Origin of the sequence: Streptomyces sp. A012304 (assembly GCF_026008495.1) — a bacterium.
Lineage (GTDB): Bacteria > Actinomycetota > Actinomycetes > Streptomycetales > Streptomycetaceae > Streptomyces.
The window spans coordinates 4,576-25,298 of sequence record NZ_BQUN01000147.1 but is presented as its reverse complement, the minus strand read 5'-3'; the positions used below and the strand labels follow the sequence as shown (position 1 = coordinate 25,298).

The 20,723-nt window shown below is 70.9% G+C and carries 19 protein-coding genes, 1 tRNA gene and 1 riboswitch; of the genes, 9 read left to right on the top strand and 11 right to left on the bottom strand.

What is annotated here, in order from left to right; genetic code table 11:
• Window positions 1–287 precede the first annotated feature (287 nt).
• From ALMP_RS34995 to ALMP_RS34980, 4 genes are all read left to right on the top strand, one after another.
• Window positions 288–1,712, top strand: coding sequence for an MFS transporter (locus ALMP_RS34995; protein WP_264935786.1), 1,425 nt, complete (start codon window positions 288–290; stop codon window positions 1,710–1,712).
• 146 nt (window positions 1,713–1,858) lie between these two features.
• Window positions 1,859–3,094, top strand: coding sequence for an L-2-hydroxyglutarate oxidase (lhgO, locus tag ALMP_RS34990; RefSeq protein WP_264935785.1), 1,236 nt, complete (start codon window positions 1,859–1,861; stop codon window positions 3,092–3,094).
• A gap of 56 nt (window positions 3,095–3,150) precedes the next feature.
• Entirely contained in the window at window positions 3,151–4,101 is a 951-nt protein-coding gene (gene trmB, locus ALMP_RS34985; protein ID WP_264935783.1) for a tRNA (guanosine(46)-N7)-methyltransferase TrmB, read from the top strand.
• A gap of 60 nt (window positions 4,102–4,161) precedes the next feature.
• A complete protein-coding gene (locus tag ALMP_RS34980) occupies window positions 4,162–5,667 on the top strand; it encodes a PrsW family glutamic-type intramembrane protease (protein ID WP_375803575.1) in 1,506 nt (501 codons plus the stop codon).
• Between the two features lie 33 nt (window positions 5,668–5,700).
• On the opposite strand, the gene ALMP_RS34975 is transcribed toward ALMP_RS34980, so the two are convergent.
• The 4 genes from ALMP_RS34975 to ALMP_RS34960 all read right to left on the bottom strand — a co-directional run bounded on the left by ALMP_RS34975 (window position 5,701) and on the right by ALMP_RS34960 (window position 9,564).
• Complete coding sequence (locus ALMP_RS34975) at window positions 5,701–6,645, bottom strand: aldo/keto reductase (protein ID WP_264935782.1); 945 nt, start codon at window positions 6,643–6,645, stop codon at window positions 5,701–5,703.
• Between the two features lie 140 nt (window positions 6,646–6,785).
• Complete coding sequence (locus tag ALMP_RS34970) at window positions 6,786–7,805, bottom strand: M23 family metallopeptidase (protein ID WP_264935781.1); 1,020 nt, start codon at window positions 7,803–7,805, stop codon at window positions 6,786–6,788.
• 7 nt (window positions 7,806–7,812) lie between these two features.
• Window positions 7,813–7,972, bottom strand: a riboswitch (cyclic di-AMP (ydaO/yuaA leader).
• Window positions 7,973–8,278: 306 nt separating this feature from the next.
• Window positions 8,279–8,352 (bottom strand) — tRNA-Met (locus ALMP_RS34965).
• Window positions 8,353–8,436: 84 nt separating this feature from the next.
• Entirely contained in the window at window positions 8,437–9,564 is a 1,128-nt protein-coding gene (locus ALMP_RS34960) for a dihydrofolate reductase family protein (protein WP_264935779.1), read from the bottom strand.
• A gap of 82 nt (window positions 9,565–9,646) precedes the next feature.
• On the opposite strand from ALMP_RS34960, the gene ALMP_RS34955 reads away from it, so the two are divergent.
• Both ALMP_RS34955 and ribA read left to right on the top strand, forming a co-directional pair.
• Window positions 9,647–10,171, top strand: a complete 525-nt coding sequence (locus ALMP_RS34955) for a MarR family winged helix-turn-helix transcriptional regulator (protein ID WP_264935778.1) — start codon at window positions 9,647–9,649, stop codon at window positions 10,169–10,171.
• Between the two features lie 241 nt (window positions 10,172–10,412).
• Entirely contained in the window at window positions 10,413–11,054 is a 642-nt protein-coding gene (gene ribA / locus ALMP_RS34950) for a GTP cyclohydrolase II (protein WP_264935777.1), read from the top strand.
• A 13-nt stretch (window positions 11,055–11,067) separates the two neighbouring features.
• On the opposite strand, the gene ALMP_RS34945 is transcribed toward ribA, so the two are convergent.
• The 4 genes from ALMP_RS34945 to ALMP_RS34930 form a co-directional block, all read right to left on the bottom strand.
• On the bottom strand, window positions 11,068–11,469 hold the full coding sequence (locus ALMP_RS34945) for an ASCH domain-containing protein (RefSeq protein WP_264935776.1): 402 nt from the start codon (window positions 11,467–11,469) through the stop codon (window positions 11,068–11,070).
• A 25-nt stretch (window positions 11,470–11,494) separates the two neighbouring features.
• Window positions 11,495–12,238: an NUDIX domain-containing protein gene (locus ALMP_RS34940; RefSeq protein WP_264935775.1), complete on the bottom strand. Its 744-nt coding sequence runs from the start codon at window positions 12,236–12,238 to the stop codon at window positions 11,495–11,497.
• Window positions 12,235–12,594, bottom strand: a complete 360-nt coding sequence (locus tag ALMP_RS34935; protein ID WP_264935793.1) for a DUF4406 domain-containing protein — start codon at window positions 12,592–12,594, stop codon at window positions 12,235–12,237. The genes ALMP_RS34940 and ALMP_RS34935 overlap by 4 nt, the downstream gene beginning before the upstream one ends.
• 95 nt (window positions 12,595–12,689) lie before the next feature.
• The gene (locus tag ALMP_RS34930; RefSeq protein ID WP_264935774.1) at window positions 12,690–13,478 is read right to left on the bottom strand and encodes a DeoR/GlpR family DNA-binding transcription regulator; all 789 of its coding nucleotides are present in this window, start codon (window positions 13,476–13,478) and stop codon (window positions 12,690–12,692) included.
• 275 nt (window positions 13,479–13,753) lie between these two features.
• Here ALMP_RS34930 and ALMP_RS34925 point away from each other — a divergent pair, with 275 nt between their 5' ends.
• Window positions 13,754–14,698, top strand: a complete 945-nt coding sequence (locus tag ALMP_RS34925; protein ID WP_264935772.1) for an RNA polymerase sigma-70 factor — start codon at window positions 13,754–13,756, stop codon at window positions 14,696–14,698.
• Between the two features lie 65 nt (window positions 14,699–14,763).
• On the opposite strand, the gene ALMP_RS34920 is transcribed toward ALMP_RS34925, so the two are convergent.
• The 3 genes from ALMP_RS34920 to ALMP_RS34910 form a co-directional block, all read right to left on the bottom strand.
• Window positions 14,764–15,936, bottom strand: coding sequence for a hypothetical protein (locus tag ALMP_RS34920; protein ID WP_264935771.1), 1,173 nt, complete (start codon window positions 15,934–15,936; stop codon window positions 14,764–14,766).
• Window positions 15,937–16,480: 544 nt separating this feature from the next.
• On the bottom strand, window positions 16,481–18,160 hold the full coding sequence (locus tag ALMP_RS34915) for a site-specific integrase (protein ID WP_264935792.1): 1,680 nt from the start codon (window positions 18,158–18,160) through the stop codon (window positions 16,481–16,483).
• Window positions 18,161–18,173: 13 nt separating this feature from the next.
• Window positions 18,174–19,322: a RodZ family helix-turn-helix domain-containing protein gene (locus ALMP_RS34910; protein WP_264935769.1), complete on the bottom strand. Its 1,149-nt coding sequence runs from the start codon at window positions 19,320–19,322 to the stop codon at window positions 18,174–18,176.
• Between the two features lie 140 nt (window positions 19,323–19,462).
• Here ALMP_RS34910 and ALMP_RS34905 point away from each other — a divergent pair, with 140 nt between their 5' ends.
• Both ALMP_RS34905 and ALMP_RS34900 read left to right on the top strand, forming a co-directional pair.
• Window positions 19,463–19,717 (top strand): helix-turn-helix domain-containing protein, encoded by a 255-nt coding sequence (locus ALMP_RS34905; RefSeq protein WP_264935768.1) that lies wholly within the window; start codon window positions 19,463–19,465, stop codon window positions 19,715–19,717.
• Window positions 19,718–19,800: 83 nt separating this feature from the next.
• Complete coding sequence (locus ALMP_RS34900; RefSeq protein WP_264935767.1) at window positions 19,801–20,715, top strand: hypothetical protein; 915 nt, start codon at window positions 19,801–19,803, stop codon at window positions 20,713–20,715.
• The last annotated feature ends 8 nt before the right edge of the window (window positions 20,716–20,723 follow it).

Genomic DNA, 20,723 nt, shown 5'->3' with positions numbered 1-20,723 from the left:
GCGGCGGTGTCCCCCAGCCCACTGGATCCAGTACAGCGGGCCGACCCACGCACGACCCATGGAACCGCTCCCCCGGTGGCCGGAGAAGAGCGCACGGCCGGGCGCACGGCCACACAGCGGGAGCACGCCGCAACGGTGCGTACTGGGACCCGTACTTCCGTACGGGCCACAATCCCGCCATCCGGAAGAATGCCCCTTAACGCTTGGGATGCGGCGAACTACGCTGGGTTTACGAATGCCGCGTGGTTATGCCAGCGCGACAGCCGTCTGTGTCGAGGGGTGGCGCAATGTCCAGGGAGCAACGCGGGCCGAACGAAAAGCTCGGCGCCGTTCTCGCCCTCGCGGGAATCAGCAACGCGGGACTCGCGCGACGCGTCAACGACCTTGGCGCCCAACGCGGGCTGACACTTCGCTACGACAAGACGTCGGTGGCGCGCTGGGTTTCGAAGGGCATGGTGCCGCAGGGTGCCGCGCCGCACCTCATCGCGGCCGCGATCGGCCAGAAACTCGGCCGGCCGGTGCCGCTCCACGAGATCGGTCTGGCGGACGCGGATCCCGCGCCCGAGGTGGGCCTCGCCTTCCCCAGGGACGTCGGCCAGGCCGTGCGCTCGGCGACCGAGCTGTACCGTCTCGACCTCGCGGGCCGTCGGGCCGGCTCGGGCGGCATCTGGCAGTCGCTGGCCGGTTCGTTCGCAGTAAGCGCATACGCAACGCCCGCCTCGCGATGGCTGATAACCCCGGCCGACAGTTCGGTGGCGCGCGAGGTGAACTCCGGCGAGGGCTCCGGCGCACCGCTCAAAGTCGGCCACAGCGACGTGCAGAAACTGCGGGAGGCCGCCGAGGACGCCAGGCGGTGGGACTCCAAGTACGGGGGCGGCGACTGGCGTTCGTCCATGGTGCCCGAGTGCCTGCGGGTGGAGGCGGCGCCGCTGCTGCTCGGGTCGTACTCCGACGAGGTCGGACGCGCGCTGTTCGGGGCCAGTGCCGAACTCACCCGCCTCGCCGGGTGGATGGCCTTCGACACCGGTCAGCAGGAAGCCGCCCAGCGCTACTACATCCAGGCACTGCGTCTCGCGCGCGCGGCGGCCGACGTACCCCTCGGGGGGTACGTCCTGGCATCGATGTCCCTCCAGGCGACCTACCGCGGCTTCGGCGACGAGGGCGTCGACCTCGCGCAGGCCGCCCTGGAACGCAACCGGGGCCTGGCCACGGCCCGCACGATGAGCTTCTTCCGCCTCGTCGAGGCCCGCGCCCACGCGCGCGCGGGCGACGCGCAGGCCGCCGGCGCGGCCCTCAAGGCCGCCGAGAGCTGGCTGGAGCGGGCCCGGGACGGCGACCACGACCCGTCCTGGCTGGGTTTCTACACCTACGACCGGTTCGCCGCCGACGCCGCCGAGTGCTACCGCGACCTGAAGGCACCGCGCCAGGTGCGCCGGTTCACGGAGCAGGCGCTGTCGCAGCCGACGGAGGAGTTCGTGCGCTCGCACGGCCTCAGACTCGTCGTCTCGGCGGTCGCCGAACTCGAGTCGGGCAACCTCGACGCTGCCTGCGAGCAGGGCGTGCGGGCGGTGGAAGTGGCCGGCCGGATCTCGTCCGCCCGCACCACCGAGTACGTCAAGGACCTCCTGCACCGCCTGGAGCCGTACGGCGACGAGCCGCGCGTGGTCGAGCTGCGCGAGCGGGCCCGACCGCTGCTGATGACCCCCGCCTAGCGACCGCCCCGTCGTGGTGCGTGTCCGGCCGGGCGCGGATCCGCACCGCCGGACGGCCCTGGCCGGGCCCCCGGCCCTCACGCAGGTCTCCGCGCCCCTTCGCCGTACCGCACCACCCGGCGTTTGAAGTCACTGTCAGTGGCGCAGTGCACTATCGAAGGCGGGAGGTGGTGCAGGTGGGCGGGTACGACTGCGATGTGCTCGTGATCGGTGGCGGGATCGTCGGGCTGTCGACGGCGTACGCGATCACGCGTGTCGCGCCGGGCACGCGGGTGACCGTGCTGGAGAAGGAGCCGGGGCCGGCCCGGCATCAGACGGGGCGCAACAGCGGAGTCGTCCACAGCGGGATCTACTACCGGCCGGGCTCGCTGAAGGCGCGGTACGCGGTGCGCGGCTCGGCCGAGATGATCAAGTTCTGCGCGGAGTACGGCATCGCGCACGCCGTCACCGGCAAGCTGATCGTCGCGACCGAGCGGGACGAGCTGCCCCGGCTGCACGCCCTCGTCCAGCGCGGCCGGGAGAACGGCATCCCGGTACGGGAGCTGGGCCCCGCCCAGATCGCGGAGTACGAGCCGGAGGTGCGCGGGCTCGCGGCGATCCATGTCCGCACGACCGGCATCTGCGACTTCACCGCCGTCGCCCGGCAGCTCGGCGAGGCCTCCGGCGCGGAGATCCGCTACGGCGCGCAGGTCGTGCGGATCGACCGGCGGCCGGATCGGGGCGTGGCCGTGCGCACCGCGCGCGGGGACGTCGTCCGGGGCCGCGTCCTGGTGAACTGCGCCGGACTGTACTGCGACGAGATCGCCCGGCTGACCGGCGACGAGCCCGAGGTGCGGATCGTGCCGTTCCGGGGGGAGTACTACGAGCTGGCCCGGCCGGAGCTGGTGCGCGGACTGGTCTACCCGGTGCCCGACCCGGCGTTCCCGTTCCTCGGCGTGCACCTCACGCGCGGGATCGACTCGGGCGTGCACGTCGGCCCCAACGCGGTGCCGGCGCTCGCCCGTGAGGGGTACGGCTGGGGCGTCGTACGCCCACGGGAGGCGGCGGCGACGGCGGCCTGGCCCGGGGTGTGGCGAATGGGGCGCCGGCACTGGCGGTACGGGGTCGGGGAGCTGCGGCGCTCGGTGTCGAAGGGGGCGTTCGTGGCGGCGGTACGGCGGCTGCTGCCGGCCGTGGAGGAGACGGACCTGGTGCGGGCGGCGGCCGGGGTGCGGGCACAGGCGGTCCTCAGGGACGGCGGGCTGGTGGACGACTTCCTGATCCGGGAGGGCGCCCGCGCGGTCCATGTCCTCAACGCGCCCTCACCGGCCGCGACGGCCTCCCTGCCGATCGGGCGGGAGGTGGCGCGCAGGGCGTTGGCGGTGCTCGGAGAGGCACAGTGAGTCACCGTCCACGGGCCGCCACACCCGCATCGCACCCACGTAAAATCGAACCCACTGTGTCTGATTCCCTGAGCACCCCCGAAACCCCCCGGCCCGTCTCCGACGACCGGCCCGTCGCCGACGAGCGGCATGTCGTCGGTGAGCGGCATGTCGTCGGTGAGCGGCACCTCGTCGACGAGCGGCACGTCCTCAGCGAGCGGCATGTCCCCGGCGAGTCGGTCCGGCACACCCGGGCCAAGGGCGAGCCGCGGTTCCCCGACGGGCCCAAGGCCGACCCCGCCGGATCGCACTTCGAGCGGCGGATCCGGAGCTTCCAGCCGCGCCGCAGCCGGGTCACCGCCGGGCAGGCCGACGCGTTGCAGCGGCTGTGGTCGAAGTGGGGGCTCGACATCGACGGGCGCGCGGTCGACCCGGCCGAGCTGTTCGGGAACGACAACCCCGTCGTCCTGGAGATCGGTTTCGGCATGGGCGAGGCCACCGCGCAGATGGCCGCCGCCGACCCGGACACCAACATCCTCGCCGTCGACGTGCACACGCCCGGGCAGGGCAATCTGCTCAACCTGGCCGACCGGGGCGGCATGACGAACGTACGCGTGGGCAACGGGGACGCGATCATCCTGTTGCGCGAGATGCTCCCGCCGGAGTCCCTGGACGGTCTGCGGGTCTACTTCCCCGACCCCTGGCCGAAGAAGCGGCACCACAAGCGCCGCCTCATCCAGCCGGAGTTCCTGACCCTCGCCGCGACCCGGCTGAAGCCGGGCGCGCTCCTGCACTGCGCGACGGACTGGGAGCCGTACGCGGAGCAGATGCTCGAGGTGCTCACCGCGCACCCCGACTTCAAGAACACCCAGCCGGACGGCGGGTTCGCGCCCCGCCCCGGCTTCCGGCCGCTGACCCGTTTCGAGGGGCAGGGGCTGGACAAGGGTCATGTGGTGAACGATCTGCTCTTCCGACGCGTACAGCACGGGGGTCAAGGGGGTCACGACGGCCGGCCCGGGGATCACTGACCGTCTCACCGACCCACCGCCCCCTGCACCACAGTCCTCTCCCTCGTTAGGGTCGATACCGTGGCCATCAGTCCCCCCTGTCCGCCGTATCCGCCGCAGCCAGGCGGCGCAGCCGAGGGCGGTGTGCTCCGGCACGCGCACTGGTGGCAGCACAAGTGGGTGCGCTACGGCGCCCTGATCACCCTGCTGGCACTGTCCGGTCTGGTCATCCTCGCGCTCGTGCGCGAACAGACCGGGACACAAGGGTTCTTGGTCGGTCTGGGCCTCGCGGTACTGCCCGTGCCGCTGCTCATAGCCGCCTTCCGGTGGCTGGACCGGGTCGAGCCGGGCCCCTGGCGGAACCTGCTCTTCGCCTTCGCCTGGGGGGCGTGCGCGGCGGCGCTGATCGCCATCGTCGCCAACAGTTTCGCGACCCGGTGGATCGCGACGGCTACCGCCGACCCGTCCAGCGCGGACACCCTCGGGGCGACCGTGATAGCCCCGGTGGTGGAGGAGTCCGCCAAGGCCGCCGCGGTCCTGCTCGTCTTCCTCTTCCGCAGGCGGGACTTCACCGGCATCGTCGACGGGGTGGTGATCGCCGGTCTCACCGCCACCGGTTTCGCGTTCACCGAGAACATCCTCTACCTGGGCACCGCCTTCGGCACCGACCAGCTCACCGGCGACAGTGGCATCGCCTCCGTCACCGCCGCCACGTTCTTCGTGCGCATCATCATGTCCCCGTTCGCGCACCCCCTGTTCACCGTCCTGACCGGGCTCGGCTTCGGCATCGCCGCGCTGTCCACGGACCGGCAGCGGGTGCGGCGGGTGCTGCTCCCCCTGGCGGGCCTGCTGCTCGCGATGGCCATGCACGCCCTGTGGAACGGCTCGGCGACCTTCGGCGAGTGGGGCTTCCTCGCGGTGTACCTCGCGATCATGGTGCCCGCGTTCGCGGTGCTGACCTGGCTTGTGGTGTGGACGCGTCAGCGGGAGCTGCGCACCGTGCGCGAGGAACTGCCCGTGTACACGGCCGCCGGATGGCTCAGCCCGGCCGAGCCGTACGCGCTGGGCTCGATGCGGGCGCGCCGGCTGGCCCGTGACCACGCCCGCCGCCATCTGGGCAAGCCGGCCGCGCGGGAGGTGGCGCAGTACGAGGCGTACGCGACGTCCCTGGCGTTCCTGCGCCATCGCGGTCGGCGCGGCCGGTCCGAGGCCGACTTCGTCGTACGGGAACGGGAGTTGCTGAACGAGCTGTGGCGGCGCAAGGACGTCGCACGGCCCGCGCTGGACCACGCGGCCCGGATGACGGCTCCCCCGATACCGGTGTTCGCGCCGCCGTGGCCGGTCCCCGGGATGTACGGGTACGGGTACGGGTACGGACAGGGGCCCGGGGCCGGGCCGGCTGCCGGGTATCCGGTACGGCCGTACCCGCAGACGGGGCCTCAGGTGGGACCGCACCCCCAGCCCGGGGCTCCGGGGGGATTGCACCCCCAGCCCGGCCCCCAGGTGGGACCGCACCCCCAGCCCGGGCCCCAAGTAGGACCGCACCCACAGCCCGGGTACTCCGGGTACGACCACTACCAGGTGTAGGGACTCGCCTCAACTACGCCAGGGGACTCCCCACTACGCCGAAGCCTCCGTCAGCCGTGCGACTTCGGCTTCCGTCAGTTCCAGCTCGGCCACCGCCAGCAGGGCGGGCAGTTGCTCGACCGTGCGGGCCGAGGCGATGGGGGCGGCGACCGTGGGCTGGGCGGCGAGCCAGGCCAGGGCGACCGTGGCGACCTCGGCGTCATGGGCCCGGGCGATCTCGTCCAGGGCGGTGAGGACCTTCTGGCCCCGCTCGGTGGCGAGGTGCTGGGCGGCGCCCTGGGCCCGCGCGCTCTCCACCGTCGTACCGGGACGGTACTTGCCGGTGAGGAAGCCGGACGCGAGCGCGAAGTAGGGGACGGCGGCGAGGCCGGAACCGGCGACGACTCCCTGGAGGTCGCCCTCGTAGGTGTCGCGGGAGACGAGGTTGTAGTGCGGCTGGAGGGCCACGTACCGGGCGAGGCCCTCGCGGTCGGAGAGCTCCAGGGAGGCGCGCAGGCGTTCGGGCGAGATGTTGGAGGCGGCGATGTGCCGCACCTTGCCCGCCCGGACCAGCTCGTCGAGGGCGCCGATGATCTCCTCGACGGGCACCTCGGGCTTGTCGAAGTGGGTGTAGTAGAGGTCGATGTGGTCGGTGTCGAGGCGGCGCAGGGAGGCGTCGGCGGCGGCCTTGATGTTGGCGGCGGTCAGGCCCTGGAAGTCGGGGTGCTGGCTGACCTTGGTGGCGATCACGACCTCGTCGCGGTTGCCGCGGGCCTTCACCCACTTGCCGATGAGCGTCTCCGACTCACCGCCGCTGTTGCCCTCGACCCACGCCGAGTAGGAGTCGGCGGTGTCGACGAAGTTGCCTCCGGCGGCGGTGTAGGCGTCCAGGACGGCGAAGGAGGCCGCCTCGTCGGCGGTCCAGCCGAAGACGTTGCCGCCGAGGGCGAGCGGGAAGACCTCGAGGTCTGAGGAACCGAGCTTGCGCAGAGAAGTCATGCTTCACGTCAACGCCGTGGCCGGAGGCGGGAATTCCACGCCTCCGGCCAACGGTTCGTAAACATCCGGGGAACCACCTCACCGGTCCCCGGAAGACTCAAGAGGCAGGGACACCTCAGGGTCGGGTCCTGGGGTGGACCTCAGAGGCTGAGTCCCTTGTCGCGCAGCCAGGCCGCCGGGTCGATGCCGGCGCCGCTGCCCGTGTGCACCTCCAGGTGGAGGTGGGCGCCGGTGACGTTGCCGGTGGCGCCGACGCGGCCGATGACCTCGCCGGTGCCGACCTTCTGGCCGACGCTGACGCTGATGGAGGACTGGTGGGCGTACCAGATCTCAGTGCCGTCGTCGAGGGTGAGCACGGTCTTGTACCCGTACGACCCGTCCCACCCGGCGGAGGTGATCGTGCCGCTGTGGACGGCCTTGATCAGGGTGCCGGTGGGGGCGGCGAAGTCGAGGCCGGTGTGGTACCCGGAGGACCAGTAGGGGCCGGCCTGACCGAAGGTCGAGGTGAGGGTGTACGAGGACGTCGGCAGCGTGTACTGCTTGGCGAGTTGGGCGAGGCGCTCGGCCTCGGCCTTCTTCGCGGCTTCCTCGGCGGCCTTCTTCTTCGCGGCGGCGGCCTCGGCCTCCGCTTCCTGCTTGGCCTTGGCGGCCGCGTCGGCCTCGGCCTTGGCGGCGGCGGCTTCGGCGGCGGCCTGGGCCTTGATCTCGACCTGGGTCTGCTGCGACTCGGCCTGCGCCATGATCCGGTTGCGCAGCGCCTCGCCGGCGTCGGCGGCGCTCTCGGAGCTGTCCTCCACGGCGACCGCGGCGCCGAAGCTGCTGAGGGCCGGTGCCGTCTCCTCGGGGGTGTCGTCGTCCGAGATGAGGGAACCCACGTTGGGGAGGTCCGGCATGGAGATGGAGACCGGCGGCTTGCCGGTGTTGGCGCTGGCCATGCCGCCCGCGCCGACGGCGGCTATGACGCCGACGCCGAGGACGGTGGAGCTGCGGGCGAGTCCGCCGCGCTGCTTGGCGACGCGGTGCCGACCGCGTACCGGGCGAATGGACTCCGCGGTGGGGTTCCACTCCTCCCAGGGGCCCTCGTCGGTGCGGTAGTCGCCGTAGCCGAAGGTGTGGCTGGGCGCGATGGGGGCTTCTGGGGCAGGCCGGTTGGACGCCACGCGGGCGTACTCCTTTCCTTCCGTCGCCTACCGGGTTAGCTGACGGGTTCGGAGCGGGAAGGTCTCCTACGCGCGTATACCGGCCGTTGCTTCACGGCGGCTTCCGCGTGATTCACCCCAAGGTGGTGGTTCCCCGGTTCCCTTACGGGATTCGGCGCGTGCGCACGGAGCCGCCTCTTGTGACGGCTGGGACGACCGCGCTGCGTTATCGAACGTTAATAGACCCGGGGGCATGTTTCCAAGCTGTTCCTCTTGATCAACAACTTTTTGGCCTGGACTTTCGACCCAGCAGTGGTGAAAAACGGGCGAGTTGACCTCCCGCGGGAGGCGTCCCGCCCCGGGAGCGGTGGTGATGGTGACTCAGTTGTTATGCGCTGGGCACCCACGCGGACACGAAGCGTGACAGCGACGGAGGAGGAGGGAACACACCGAGGGCCGGAACCCTGTATCGGATTCCGGCCCTCGGCCTTCAGTAGCGGGGACAGGATTTGAACCTGCGACCTCTGGGTTATGAGCCCAGCGAGCTACCGAGCTGCTCCACCCCGCGTCGGTATGACACCAGTGTACGCCATGCGCGGGACGGGAAGCACAACGGTTATTCGAACCGGCCCCGGGCGCCCGTACGGGCCCCCTACAGCAGGTGGGCGTTCGGCTCCTTGGCGCGGTCCTCGTACTCCGTGAGGACCACGACGTCGACACCGGCGGCCGTCAGCAGTCCGGTGCCGTCGGCCGCGGACACGAAGGTGTCGGGCTCGCGCCAGGCCGTCACCACGCGGCGCACGCCCGCCTCCAGGATGAGCCGGGCGCAGGGGGCGGGCCGGGAGGAACGGCGGGCGCAGGGCTCCAGGCTGCTGTACACGGTGGCCGTGGCCAGGCGGGGGTCGGCGGGGTCGATCTTGGCGAGGGCCGACTCCTCGGCGTGCACGAGGGGGTCACCGGCCTCGCGGGAGTGGCCGCGCGCCAGTTCCGTCCCGTCGGCGGCCACCACCACCGCGCCGACGCTGAAGGCGGTCCGCGACGGCGGGCAGGCGGCGGCGAGCTCGCAGGCGAGGGCCAGCCAGTGCCGGTCGGCGGCGGACGCGACGCCTGCGGCGCCAGGCGCGGTGGGCTCGTAGCGCATGAGGACGACGTCCTCGATGCGGCGCGTGTCGAGGAGCCGCAGCCGGCCGCCCTGGTAGCCGCCCGGCCCGAAGAGCCGGGGCGCGTCCGGGTCGCCCACGAAGAGGGGGGCCAGGACCAGCTGGAGTTCGTCGGCGAGGCCCTCCTGGAGCAGCTGGGTGTGGACGGTCCCGCCGCCCTCGACCATGAGCCGCCGTACGCACCGCACGTCGTGGAGGTGACCCAGGAGGGTCCGCCAGCGGAGGTCGGGGCCGAGGGGGACGATGTCGGCCGGCAGTTCCAGGGAGCGGGCCCGCTCGGCGCCCCGGTCCGTGGTGTAGAGCACCTTGTCGCCGCCGGTGTGCCAGAACTTCGCCGCCGGGTCCAGCTCGCCCGAGGCGCTCACCGTGACCTTGAGCGGGTATTCCGGCCGTCCGGAGGCGACCCGGGCGGCCCGTCGCTCGGCCGAGTTGACCAGCAGGCGGGGGTTGTCGGCGCGGATCGTGCCGGCGCCGACCAGGATGGCGTCCACGGAGGCCCGTACTTCGTCGACCCGGTCGAAGTCGGCGGGGCTGGAGAGCAGCAGGCGCTCGGGGCCGGTGTCGTCGAGGTAACCGTCGAGGGAGACGGCGGCGGACAGCAGAACGTACGGGTACGGCATCGGCGCGGTCTCTCCGTGTGACGGGGCGGGCTGGGGACGCCAGGGTCTTGGTTCAAGTTTGAAGCAAACCTACACTGGTCGTATGACGACCCGCTGGCTCACTCCCGAAGAGCAGCGCGCCTGGCGCGCGTACGTGGCCGCCGCCGGCCTGCTGGAGGACGCGCTCGACCGGCAGCTCCAGCAGCAGGCCGGCATGCCGCACCTCTACTACTCCATCCTGGCCAATCTCTCCGAGGTGCCGGAGCGGCGCCTGCGTATGACCGATCTCGCCGAGCGGCTGACGATAACCCGCAGCCGGCTGACGTACGCGGTCACCCGGCTGGAGAAGGACGGGCTGGTGCGGCGCGAGGACTGCCGCTGGGACCGGCGCGGGAGCGTCGCGGTGCTGACGGACGAGGGCATGGCGGTGCTGGAGCGGACGGCGCCCGGCCATGTCGAGACGGTCCGCGCCACCCTCTTCGACCGGCTCACGCCGGAGCAGGTGGGCCAGCTGGAGGAGATCTGCACGAGTGTGGTGCGGGGTTTCCAGGGGGAGGAGGCGGGCGCCGGGCCGGAGACCGTGCCATGGCTGCGGCGGTCGTCGCCGTCGTGTTCCTCGTCGCCATGAGGCGCGGCTCGGCCCCATGGGCCGCGGGGGCCAAGGGCCCGAGCCGCATGGGCCGCGGGGGTCAAGGGGCCGAGCCCCATGGGCCGCGGGGGCCATGTGCCGTTTTGTCCTCACAGGGAGCCCTTCGAGTCCGTGAGCCGCGCCACAACCCTGTTGCTTCAAAATTCAAGCATGGGGTAAGGTCTCGCCTCGTAGACCTGCTTCAGATTTGAAGCAGACGCCCACGGACCGGAGAACCCGCATGCCCGACACCATCGCCGCCACCCAGCGTGCCCGCGTCCGGGTACCGCTGCGCTTCCACGACGGCTACTCCGTCGACGCCGAACTGGTCACCTTCCACGGCCTGGCCGACGGCCAGGAGCATGTCGCCGTCGTCCTCGGTGACCCGGCTCCCGGCACCGCCCCCCTGGTCCGGCTGCACTCCGAGTGCCTGACCGGCGACGTCTTCGGCTCCGCCCGCTGCGACTGCGGGCCCCAGCTGCGTGAGGCGGTCGAGCGCATCGCCGACCGCGGCGGCGTGCTGCTCTACCTCCGCCAGGAGGGCCGCGGTATCGGCCTCTACAACAAGCTCGACGCCTACGCCCTCCAGGACCAGGGCCTGGACACCTACGAGGCGAACGCCGCCCTCGGCCTGCCCGAGGACGACCGGGACTACACGGCCGCGGCCCAGATGCTGCGCGCCCTCGGCGTCACCGGCCTGGACCTGCTGTCCAACAACCCCGACAAGGCCGAGCAGCTGCGCTCGCTGGGCATCGACGTCCAGAACCGGGTGCCGACGGGCGTCTTCACCACCCCGCACAACGTGCGCTACCTGCGGGCGAAGGTCCTCCAGACGCAGCACACACTGCCGCTGGGAGACCTCACGGGGCTCGGCGTGGGCTGACGGCCGCCCGCCCTCAGGCCTTCTTCTCCACCACCTTGAACGCCACGCACACCACGGGCGTGGCGTCCTCCACCGGCGTGCCCTCGGTGCTCCAGAACCGCCGGTGGCCCGCGCGCCACTCCTCCAGGTCGGCGTCGCCCTCCCCCTCGGCCGCCGCGTGCTCCCAGGTCACGCCGGCGAAGGTGGTCCGCCGCACGCCGGTGACCTCAATAACGGCGACGGACCGGCCGTGGCCGTCGAGGAGTGCGAGGCGCTCACCGACGTACTCCAGGCCCTCCGTCTCCTCCACGTACTCCGCGAGCAGGCCCGTGGTGGCCGTCTTCCTGCCGGACAGGACGAGGGAGTTCAGCCGGACGCGCATCTCGTCCGGGGTGCCGAGCTCCATCGACCGCATGCCGTCGACCCGTGGCCACATCTCTCATCGCCTCACATTTCTCTGGTCAGCCGTGCCGGAAGGGGCCGTCGAGCGCGGCCCATTGGAGCAGCATGATGGTCTTCGCGTCGGCGATCCCGCCGGTGCGGATCAGCTGGAGCGCTTCCGTGAAGGGCAGTTCGACGACTGTGATGTCCTCGCCCTCCTCGGCCACGCCCGCCCTGTCCGCGCCGGGGGCCGAGCCGTCGTAAGGGGCGGCGAAGAAGCTGAGGCGTTCGGTGACGGAGCCCGGGCTCATATAGGCGTCGAAGACGTGCTCGACCTCGCGGACCGTGCGGCCCGTCTCCTCCGCGGCCTCCCGGCGGATCGCCTCCTGCGGGTCGTCGCCGTCCAGCAGTCCGGCCGCGGTCTCCAGCAACATCCCGTCAGGGTGCCCGTTGACGTAGGCGGGCAGCCGGAACTGACGGGTCAGCAGGACCGTACGCCGCCGCGGGTCGTACAGCAGGATCGTCGCGCCGTCGCCCCGGTCGTAGGTCTCGCGCCGCTCGCGGCTCCAGTGGCCGTCGCTGTGCCGGTAGTCGAACGTGGTGCGGCGCAGGACGGACCAGTCGCAGGCGAGCACCTCGACGTCGCGGATACGGACCCCGGGGTTGCCGGTCAGGTCGCGCCCCTGACGGTCGAGTCCGGTACGGCCGCGGGCGTCGGGGACGTCGATGCCGGGGCGGGGCTGTGGTGTGCCGTCCTCGCCGGCGCGGGGCTGTGATGTGCCGCCGTCACCGGGACGGGGCCCTGGTGTGCTGTTGTCCGTCATCGCCGGTCACCGGCCGGGACGTCCGCGAGCGCGGAGTAGACGTCCTTGCCCTGAGCGCGGGCCCGCGCGACCATCCGGTCGGCTCCCTGCGAGGGCCCGCCGATGCGCAGGACAGCGTCGCAACGGTCGAGAAGGCGCTCGGCGACGGGATGGAACAGCTCCTCGAAGAGCGGGTCGTCGGGGCCGGTGCTGCCCGCCGTCTCCAGCAGGGGCAGCGCGAGCGCCTCACCGGTGACCGGCAGGTGCCCGGCGCGGAAGAGGGCGAGCGCGGCCTCGTTCATGGCCCGTACGTTCGCGGCGAGTCGGGCGGGGTCGTCGCCGGTGCCCGAACGGTACGGGCCGGCGACGAGGATCATCAGGGGTGGACGGGACACGGCTCTCTCCTCGGCTCGGGGTGCGTGGAAAAGCGGGGTTGCAGTGATCCACCTGCGAAAGGCAGCGTCGCGGGGGTTCAGACGAGCAGCGTCTCGACGCCGGCCTCGCGCAGGGCGTCCAGGGTCTGCGGGCCGCCGGGATGGGTGGCGGGGTCGGCCGCCGCGGCGTCGGTGACGAAGGTGTGCACGGCGCCGAGCGGAGCGACCTGACTGAAGGCGCGTACGCCCAGCTTGGTCGCGTCGGCCACGGCGACGACGCGGGTGGCCTGGCCGAGGCCCGCCTGCTTGACGGCCGCGTCGTCCAGGGAGAACTCCGACCAGCCGTGCGCGGCGTGCACTCCTCCGATGGACATCACGAACAGGTCGAAGGCCAGGGACTCCACCGTGCGCAGCGCCAGCGGCCCGACGAGGGACCGCTCCCCGGGCCGTGAGCGTCCGCCGACGACGAGCAGCTCGATCCCGGGCCGGTCGGCCAGCCGTGCCGCCGCCTGGAGGCTGAGCGCCGCGACGGTCAACGGGCCTCGCTCGGCGAGGTGTTCGGCCACGTGCACGGTCGTCGTGCCGGCGTCGAGCAGCACGCGCGTGCCCGGCTCGACGAGGGCGGCGACGGCCGCGCCGAGCCGGTCCTTGGTCGCGGCCTGCCAGCTCTCCCTGGCGTCGAACCCACCGCCCTCCTCCCGCGCCCGCCCGGCGACGGCGCCTCCGTGCACCCGGCGCACCAGCCCCTGCTTCTCCAGCGCGTCCAGGTCCCGGCGCACGGTCATCTCGGACACACCGAGCCGCTGCGCCAGCTCGGACACGGAGACCCGTCCGGTGGCGCCCTGCACCAGGCGCAGGGTCAGATCGAGGCGATTGGCGACACCCATGAGCCTCTTTCTATCATGCGACTGTTCGATCTCACATGAATTTGTTCGCACGACGGTTTCCGACCGTCCCATGTCACAGTCGGCCCCTGCCGCCTCGTCCCATGTCACAACGGGCCGTGCTGCCTCGTCTCATGTCACAGGCGGGCCGTGCTGCCTCGTCCCATGTCACAACCGGCCGTGCTGTCCCGTCCCAGGTTTCGGACGGCCGAAGGAGGCGGAAGGTGAGGAACCATGCGGGTGTTCATGGGGAGGCTGGTGTGACAGAAGAGGCCGGCATGACCCGGACCGAGGAATTCGAGGAGCTGCGGCCGCTGCTGTTCTCGATCGCCTACCGGATCCTCGGCAGCGTCAGCGAGGCCGAGGACGCCGTGCAGGAGACCTGGCTGCGCTACGAGGCGTCCGCGACCCGGCCCGCCTCGCCCAGGGCCTATCTGTCGGCGGCGGTGACCCGGATCTCCATCGACGTGCTGCGCTCGGCCCGCTTCCGGCGTGAGTCGTACGTCGGGCAGTGGCTGCCCGAGCCGCTGCTCACCGACCCCTATGAGGACCCGGCGCGGGCGGCGGAGCTGGCCGACTCGGTGTCGATGGCGGCCCTGCTGCTGCTCGAACGGCTCAGTCCGCTGGAGCGGGCGGTCTTCGTCCTGCGGGAGGTGTTCGACTTCGGCTTCCCGGAGGTCGCGTCGGCCGTGGGGCGCTCGGAGGCGGCGTGCCGGCAGCTCGCGGTGCGGGCCCGGCGGCACATGGCGGCGGGCCGCCCCCGGTTCGAGACGGACCGCCAGGAGCAGGAGGAACTGGCGGCACGCTTCTTCGACGCCCTCCGGGAGGGCGACGTGGACGGTCTGCGCACGCTGCTCGCGGCGGACGTGCAGCTGGTCGGGGACGGCGGCGGCAAGGCCCCGCAGGTGGCCCGGAGCATCGTCGGCGCCGACAAGGTGGCCCGGCTGCTCGCCTCGTACTTCCCCCTGCTGGTCCGGATCGACGTGACGTTCGAGCCGCACGAGGTCAACGGCCAGCCGGGCGCGGTCCTGCGCGACCGGGACGGCAGGGTCCTCACCACGATGGCGCTCGACCTGGTCGACGGACGGATCAGGGCGATCCGCTCGGTCGCCAACCCCGACAAGCTCAGGCACATGGGCCCGGTCGCCGACGCCTGGGCGATCGCCCACGAGGCGAACCAGGTCCGCCGCGCCGCCACAGCCCCCACCGAGCACGGCTCTTAAGAGTCACGCGTCCCGGTCCGCCGCGCCACACCACCCCCACCAGACCGGCGCCTAACAGTGCAATGTCACTTGATCGCGTTCGGCGCCAGGCGCGCCACTCCGCGCGGTGGGTGGCCCAGCCGCCGGAGCGCGGGCCAGGCCGCGAAGTAGAGGGCTATGCGCAGCGAGTTGTGGAACGGCGAGTAGGCGCGGACGGGCACGAAGGTGGGCTTCCAGTCCTCGGAGAACGTGATCAGGCCACGGATCGCCGAACGGACCCCGTTCTGCCCGGCATAGGCCGGCAGCGCGGCGGGCAGCGACTTCGCCGTCTCCTTCCGGAAACGTTCGTACTCGGCCTCGTCCATCGGCACGACGAGTATGAGCTGCTCCGGTCGGAGGATGCGCATCGACTCACGCAGCTCCCACAGCGTGCCCTCGCCCCAGCCGAGCGCGAGCACGACATGCCCGGCCCCCTCGATGAAGCCCCGCACGTACGATTGCCAGTCCTCACCCGGCAGATAGACGCGCAGCGCGCCCACGGGCGGGGCCGGTTCGCCGGGGCGGCCGACGGCCACCATCGGGGCGATGTCGCTCGTCAGCGCGTCGGCCAGCATGGCTTCCTCGGTGAGTTCGACCACGAACAGGCTGCGCACCGCGCGCTTGGCGGGTGTGAACGGCTGGGCTCCGGACAGCGCCCGGTCCTGCCGGAACGTCCTGAGGTAGAGGCCGTAGTCCAGACCACGCAGGTCCTCCGGCTCGCGGACGACCGGGGCGAGGTATCGGCGCGCACGGGCGAACCGGCGGTTGCCCAGTCGCAGCAGCAGCATCCCCGCCAGGAGCCCGCCGAAGAGCACCGCCGCCGTGTGCGCGTCGCGCAGCGCCGCGACGGTCGTCGAGAGGTCCATCGCCGTCATGACGACGTCGCGGGCGACGACGACGAAGCCGAACGCGCCGCTGAGACACCAGCTGTATCCCGCCGGCCGGTACACGCCGAACAGGTTGTTCCCATGGTTGATCACCGACCAGCACGCGTGCAGGCACGCGATGCCGAGGATCAGACGCCAGCTGGACGCGTTCCGCAGATCCTCGAAGGAGACCGGTAATCCGTCGACGCCGAACAGCAGACCCAGATTGAACACGACGAACGCGACGCCGAGCGCGGTGGCCCCCATGCCGCCGATCATGATCGGCCAGGCCATGAACTGCTGAGGATTGGGCTCCAGTTTCCGTTGCAGCGACTCCCATGAGTTCGTCGTCATGCTCTCCCCCGAGCGACCGGACGCGGCGACGCCGGCACACCACCCTCACGCCGACACCCGCACCCCTACCCACCCGCGCGCCCACCGCATCACCGGCCTCCGCCGGTGCCACCCGCTGCCCCACACCCGTCCCGGGCCGACGCGTCCCAGGGGCCACAGACACATCCGCTCACGCATCGCTCACGCACGGCCTGAAAACGAGGCAGCGCCCGAGCCGACCGAAGCCGACCCGGGCGCTGCACAGCAGGTCAGAGGGGGGGTGCACCCTCTCCTGCACCGGTAGGCCCTGTGGGACTCGAACCCACAACCAATGGATTAAAAGTCTGGGGACTCCTCGGACCGCCCCATTCCGTCCCGTGTCACCCTGTGACGGACAACCCCGATAGGTGCTGGTCACGGCGGGATACCCGCCTGCGGATACCCCTCCGTTGTGCCGTTTCATGCTGCCCTGTGTCGGCTAATTCCGAGACGTTCGGGCGAGCAATGGGCGAGCAGAAAGGCCCCGCCACCTGCGGTGACGGAGCCTCGGTCGTTCCCCTCAACTCTACGCCGCACCCTCCCCGTTGTCAGTGCCGGGCACCGTGGATGCATCATCATCCGCGTCTGCAACTGGCTGCGACGCTCCAGGCCCCTGCTCCGGAACAGCGCCCGGATCCGGGGCCCCGCCGCGCGGCTTCCGCGCCCTCGGCACCGCGGCCGCCGCCTTCTCCGTCAGCTCGTCCTCGTACTCCTCGAACAGCTCCATGTACGTGTCTGACGTCAGCTGAATCGTCCCGTGCCGCAGCTTCACCTTCGCGTCATGGATGTCTCCGCCGCCCGCCTTCACCAGAGCGGCCGCACCGTGCCGTAGGTCACGCAGGTTGATGGGTGGCAGACCGGCCCCGTCCGCGATCCGGCGGAACGCCTTCGATACGACGTCCGGATGCAGCCACGCCCCGTCCTCGGCGGTGAACATCTTCCCGGTGTCCACCCAGTCCGCAGTGCCCTTTCCTGCCGCCCGCTCCTCAGCAGCCCGCTTGTTCCACTCGGCCCGTTCCTCCTGCTGCCGGACGCGATGCTCCTGGAGAACCCGCACGGTCTCCGTGTCGATCTTCACGACGCCCACCGATCCGTCGGTCTTCGGTGCGGTCTCGATCGGCGTCCAGCCGTCGACCACGATCTCGGCGGACACCCGGATCTCCTTCCGCTCCGGGGAGAAGTCGTCCCAACCCTGGCCGACACCCTCGCCGCGGCGCAGGCCATGATGGGCGATCAAGTGGAAGAAGGCGTACAGCCTGTCGCCTTCGGCTGCGTCGAGGAACGCGCCGAGCTGGGCAGGCGTCCACACCATGACCGGGCCCGGCTTCACCCCGGTCTCCTCCCAGCGCGCCACCCGCTCCGCCGTCCACAGCAGGCCCTTCGGTCTGGCGGCCGGCGCCAGCTCGACATGCTGCGCCGCGTTGAAGGTGATGAGCTGCCCGGCGATCGCCTTGTTCAGGGCCATGCGCAGCGTGCGCCGGATCGCCTGCTTCGTGGCCGGGCCAGTGATGCGTCGGAATGGCGGCATCTCCGCGAGCTTCTCCCGCTCGGCGGCCAGGCGGGCGCGCTCGCCGGCCTTCGGTGCGCCGGGCTTGCCCCGCTTGCAGCGGGCGACCTGCTCGCGGCGGGCTGCGTTCTCGGCGCGGATGAGGTCGTTGCGGTCGTCGATCGCGTTGAACATGTCCTGGACGTGGCCGACACCGAGGCGGTCCAGGCGCAGGTGTCCGAGGGCAGGCTTGATGTGGACGCGGATGTGGCTGGCGTAGCCGTGGTTCGTGGTGGTGCGCGTCTTCTTGTTGGCCATGACGTGGTCGAGCCAGTCGGCGACGGTCATCTTGCCGTCGAGGGGGACGCCGACGCCCAGCTTGCGGGACACCTCGACGGGCTCAGGGATCGGGCCGCGGGTCTTCATCAGCTCGGCGAGCAAGTCACCGACCCGGCGCTGGCCGTCCTCGTCGTCGCCGGCCAGGTCGAGGATGGCGCGGATGCGGTCGAGGTCAGTCTGGGCGTCCTTGACGCCCGGGTATCCGGTGCGCCGGAACGTCCGGCGTGCGCCTTCCGCGTCTACGGGGAGCTCCTGGCGGAGCTGGTGGGCGCCGTGCGAGCGCTTCGACAGCTGCGGGCACTTCGCGCCGAGCCGCTTCCCGTCCGGGCCGCGGCACTCACACCGCTTACTGATGCCGCCAGCGCGGCGGGATGCAGGCATGCACCTTCCCCTTCTACCTAGCCATCGCGCGCACAGCATCTGCCCTGTAGCGGGCAACGACTTCCTTGGCATCCATGCCATATAGCTTGGCAAGACTCTCAACCCAGCGCGCCATGTGCACCCTTTGACCTTCATACCGATCGAAGTCGTCTGCCTCGATCGCCGCCAACACTGGTGCGGCAACACCAGCTTGACGGCGCACAGCTCGGTCGTTGATCTGAAGTTCGATGCGCTTATCCCTCAGCACCTGTCCGAGAGATGGCATCCCTGCAGCCTCACGAGAGTCAGCCAGAGCCAGCAGGGTCATCGCCCGGCTTTCCTCCTGCTGTGCATCCAAGATCACTTGATCTGGTGCAGGCTCCGACCGGCGACGCCGCAACTCCCGCTGAGCCTGGGCCTTCGCGCACTTGCTTGAGCAGTACTTAACGCCCTCACTCTTGCGCTGGGTGCCGCCTGCCCGCCCCTGCTGGCGAACGAAGAACTGGCCGCAGGATTCGTTGGCGCAGATCTTGTACTGCGCCTGCTCAACGATGTGGTTGTACAGCTGCAAGCAAGCCGCTCCGTACAAGGTGGCGCCTTCTTCTTCCGCTAGTGGGTGGTCAATCCTCGGACTCGCCACTCCGAGAGCCTTATTGAGCCCGTCCACCCAGTCCCTCACGGTCCTGTCTAGAGAGTCGAAGGCATAAGGCAAGCCCTCGAACAGGCGGTGCCAGTCGGCGAGATCCCCTGTGGCAGAGGCAACGATCCAGCCATCGCGCAGGAACCTCAAGTAATCGAGATGCGGCGCCCCTTCCCAGAGGTGCAGGAGGGTGTCAGGAACCAACAAGGTCTCTTTGTACTTCTGCTTGTATTCGAACCGCTTCTCAATGGCGATGGAACGCTGCTCCCAGTTCCCCATCCAGCCCCCGTCCCACTCTGCGAAGTCATCAAGGCATAGCTGCCCGTAAGCACGGATGAGGTCTGCGATCTCCTCGATCGAGCAGTCACCGTCGTAGTCCTTGAGGACGCGGAGATAGAACTCGTCCGGCAATTCAGCCAAGCCGTCGACGCGGAACCCGATCCACTCCTCGTCGAGGAGCTCGACCTCATCGACGCGGCGAACCCGGGGCATCCGGTGGACCACGCCACCCGCCGCAACCGTGGTACGAAAATCTTGGCTCACGTATCACACACTCCCCGGATTCTCTGGTAGCGTCTGGCGCAACGTAGTACGGGACACGACGTCAACGTACTACGCGGCAGTCATGAACGCTACTGGGCGGTTCCGAACCATGTCGGATCGTCCGCTCCACGGAGGAACCCATGGCAAGCCCGCTCACCCGCGACGACCTCCTGGCTCTCCCGGCCACGGTGGACATCGTCACTGGCGGACGCGCCTTCGGTCTCGGCCGCACCACCGCATACGAACTCGCCCAGAAGGGCGAGTTCCCGTGCGCACTGATCCGCGCCGGCAAGACCTACCGCGTCATCACGCAAGACCTCCTGCGCGTCCTGCACATCACGCCGGACGGCCACGACGGCGCCGGTCCCGAAGTCCAGTCGGGATCGGCCGCCTGAAAACGACGACGCCGCCGGAGTCCAGCCGGCGGCGCCTGTCGAGCAATCCGCACTCCACTGCAAGAAGAGATCGGAACAGCTCTATGCAAAGCATCGCACAGACGTCAACGGCGACGTCCAGCCTGCCTGAGGAGAGCGTCACCGCCAGCCTCACCGCCGAGATCATGCACGACCTCGACACCGGCCAGCCCACGCTGGTCGCCAGCACCCACGGAAACCAGGGTGACCTTCAGGTGGTCACCCCGGCCCACCTGCTGGCCAAGGTCGCCGAGCAGCACAAGCAGCTCGACAGAATCGCAACCCTCGCCCGCCGGTGGGACGCACAGCAGCGCAAGTCCCCCGGCGACGAGATGACGGACCGGGTCTTGACCGCGAGCCTCGAAAGAGTCATAGCCGCCCTCCCCTCGGCTGTCACCGAGGCCATGCAGTCCGCCCTGCCGGGGCGATACACGCCCGAACTGGCCGCCCAGTTCGTCGAGGCCATGACCGCCGAGCTGCGCCAGGCCCAGAAACCCGAGGACTACCCGCTCACCGCCGCCCAGCGCGGCCCCGTATGGATGGCCCGGTACGGCTGCAACCCCGAGTGCGGGCTCGACCACGCCGGCGCCGACGGCGAACCCGGATGGCACTCCACCGCACCGCTCGAAACCGAGCTGCGCGACATCGACGACAACTGCAGCGCCGCCGAGAACGCGACGGTGCCCTTCCTCGGCGCGCAGGTCGTCGTGGACAACTACCGGTCACAGGCCTACGGCCGCCGCACCCTCGTGTGGCTGCACTACGGCACCAGCACCGGCACACTCACGCCCACCAAGGCCCGCGAAGTGCTGACCGCGATGCGCGGCTTCGTCGCCGAGTTCGAGGCCGTGGTCGATCAGGCGGAAGTGATCGCCGTCGATGACTTCGACGGCGACCCGGAGGTCGCGCGGCTGGACCGCGAGGCGGAGGACCGCCGGATCGCCGCCGTCTCCAAGGCGCACGCCGAGGCGCGGGCGTGACGGCGACG

Excerpts from the sequence above, each read along its gene's own strand:
- ALMP_RS34925 (WP_264935772.1), top strand. The coding sequence starts at position 13,754 with ATGACCCGGACCGAGGAATTCGAGGAGCTGCGGCCGCTGCTGTTCTCG.
- ALMP_RS34920 (WP_264935771.1), bottom strand. The coding sequence starts at position 15,936 with ATGACGACGAACTCATGGGAGTCGCTGCAACGGAAACTGGAGCCCAAT.
- ALMP_RS34940 (WP_264935775.1), bottom strand. The coding sequence starts at position 12,238 with ATGACGGACAACAGCACACCAGGGCCCCGTCCCGGTGACGGCGGCACA.
- ALMP_RS34905 (WP_264935768.1), top strand. The coding sequence starts at position 19,463 with ATGGCAAGCCCGCTCACCCGCGACGACCTCCTGGCTCTCCCGGCCACG.
- ALMP_RS34975 (WP_264935782.1), bottom strand. The coding sequence starts at position 6,645 with ATGACTTCTCTGCGCAAGCTCGGTTCCTCAGACCTCGAGGTCTTCCCG.
- ALMP_RS34960 (WP_264935779.1), bottom strand. The coding sequence starts at position 9,564 with ATGCCGTACCCGTACGTTCTGCTGTCCGCCGCCGTCTCCCTCGACGGT.
- ALMP_RS34995 (WP_264935786.1), top strand. The coding sequence starts at position 288 with ATGTCCAGGGAGCAACGCGGGCCGAACGAAAAGCTCGGCGCCGTTCTC.
- ALMP_RS34930 (WP_264935774.1), bottom strand. The coding sequence starts at position 13,478 with ATGGGTGTCGCCAATCGCCTCGATCTGACCCTGCGCCTGGTGCAGGGC.
- ALMP_RS34915 (WP_264935792.1), bottom strand. The coding sequence starts at position 18,160 with ATGCCTGCATCCCGCCGCGCTGGCGGCATCAGTAAGCGGTGTGAGTGC.
- ALMP_RS34900 (WP_264935767.1), top strand. The coding sequence starts at position 19,801 with ATGCAAAGCATCGCACAGACGTCAACGGCGACGTCCAGCCTGCCTGAG.
- ribA (WP_264935777.1), top strand. The coding sequence starts at position 10,413 with ATGCCCGACACCATCGCCGCCACCCAGCGTGCCCGCGTCCGGGTACCG.
- ALMP_RS34945 (WP_264935776.1), bottom strand. The coding sequence starts at position 11,469 with ATGTGGCCACGGGTCGACGGCATGCGGTCGATGGAGCTCGGCACCCCG.
- ALMP_RS34935 (WP_264935793.1), bottom strand. The coding sequence starts at position 12,594 with ATGATCCTCGTCGCCGGCCCGTACCGTTCGGGCACCGGCGACGACCCC.
- ALMP_RS34955 (WP_264935778.1), top strand. The coding sequence starts at position 9,647 with ATGACGACCCGCTGGCTCACTCCCGAAGAGCAGCGCGCCTGGCGCGCG.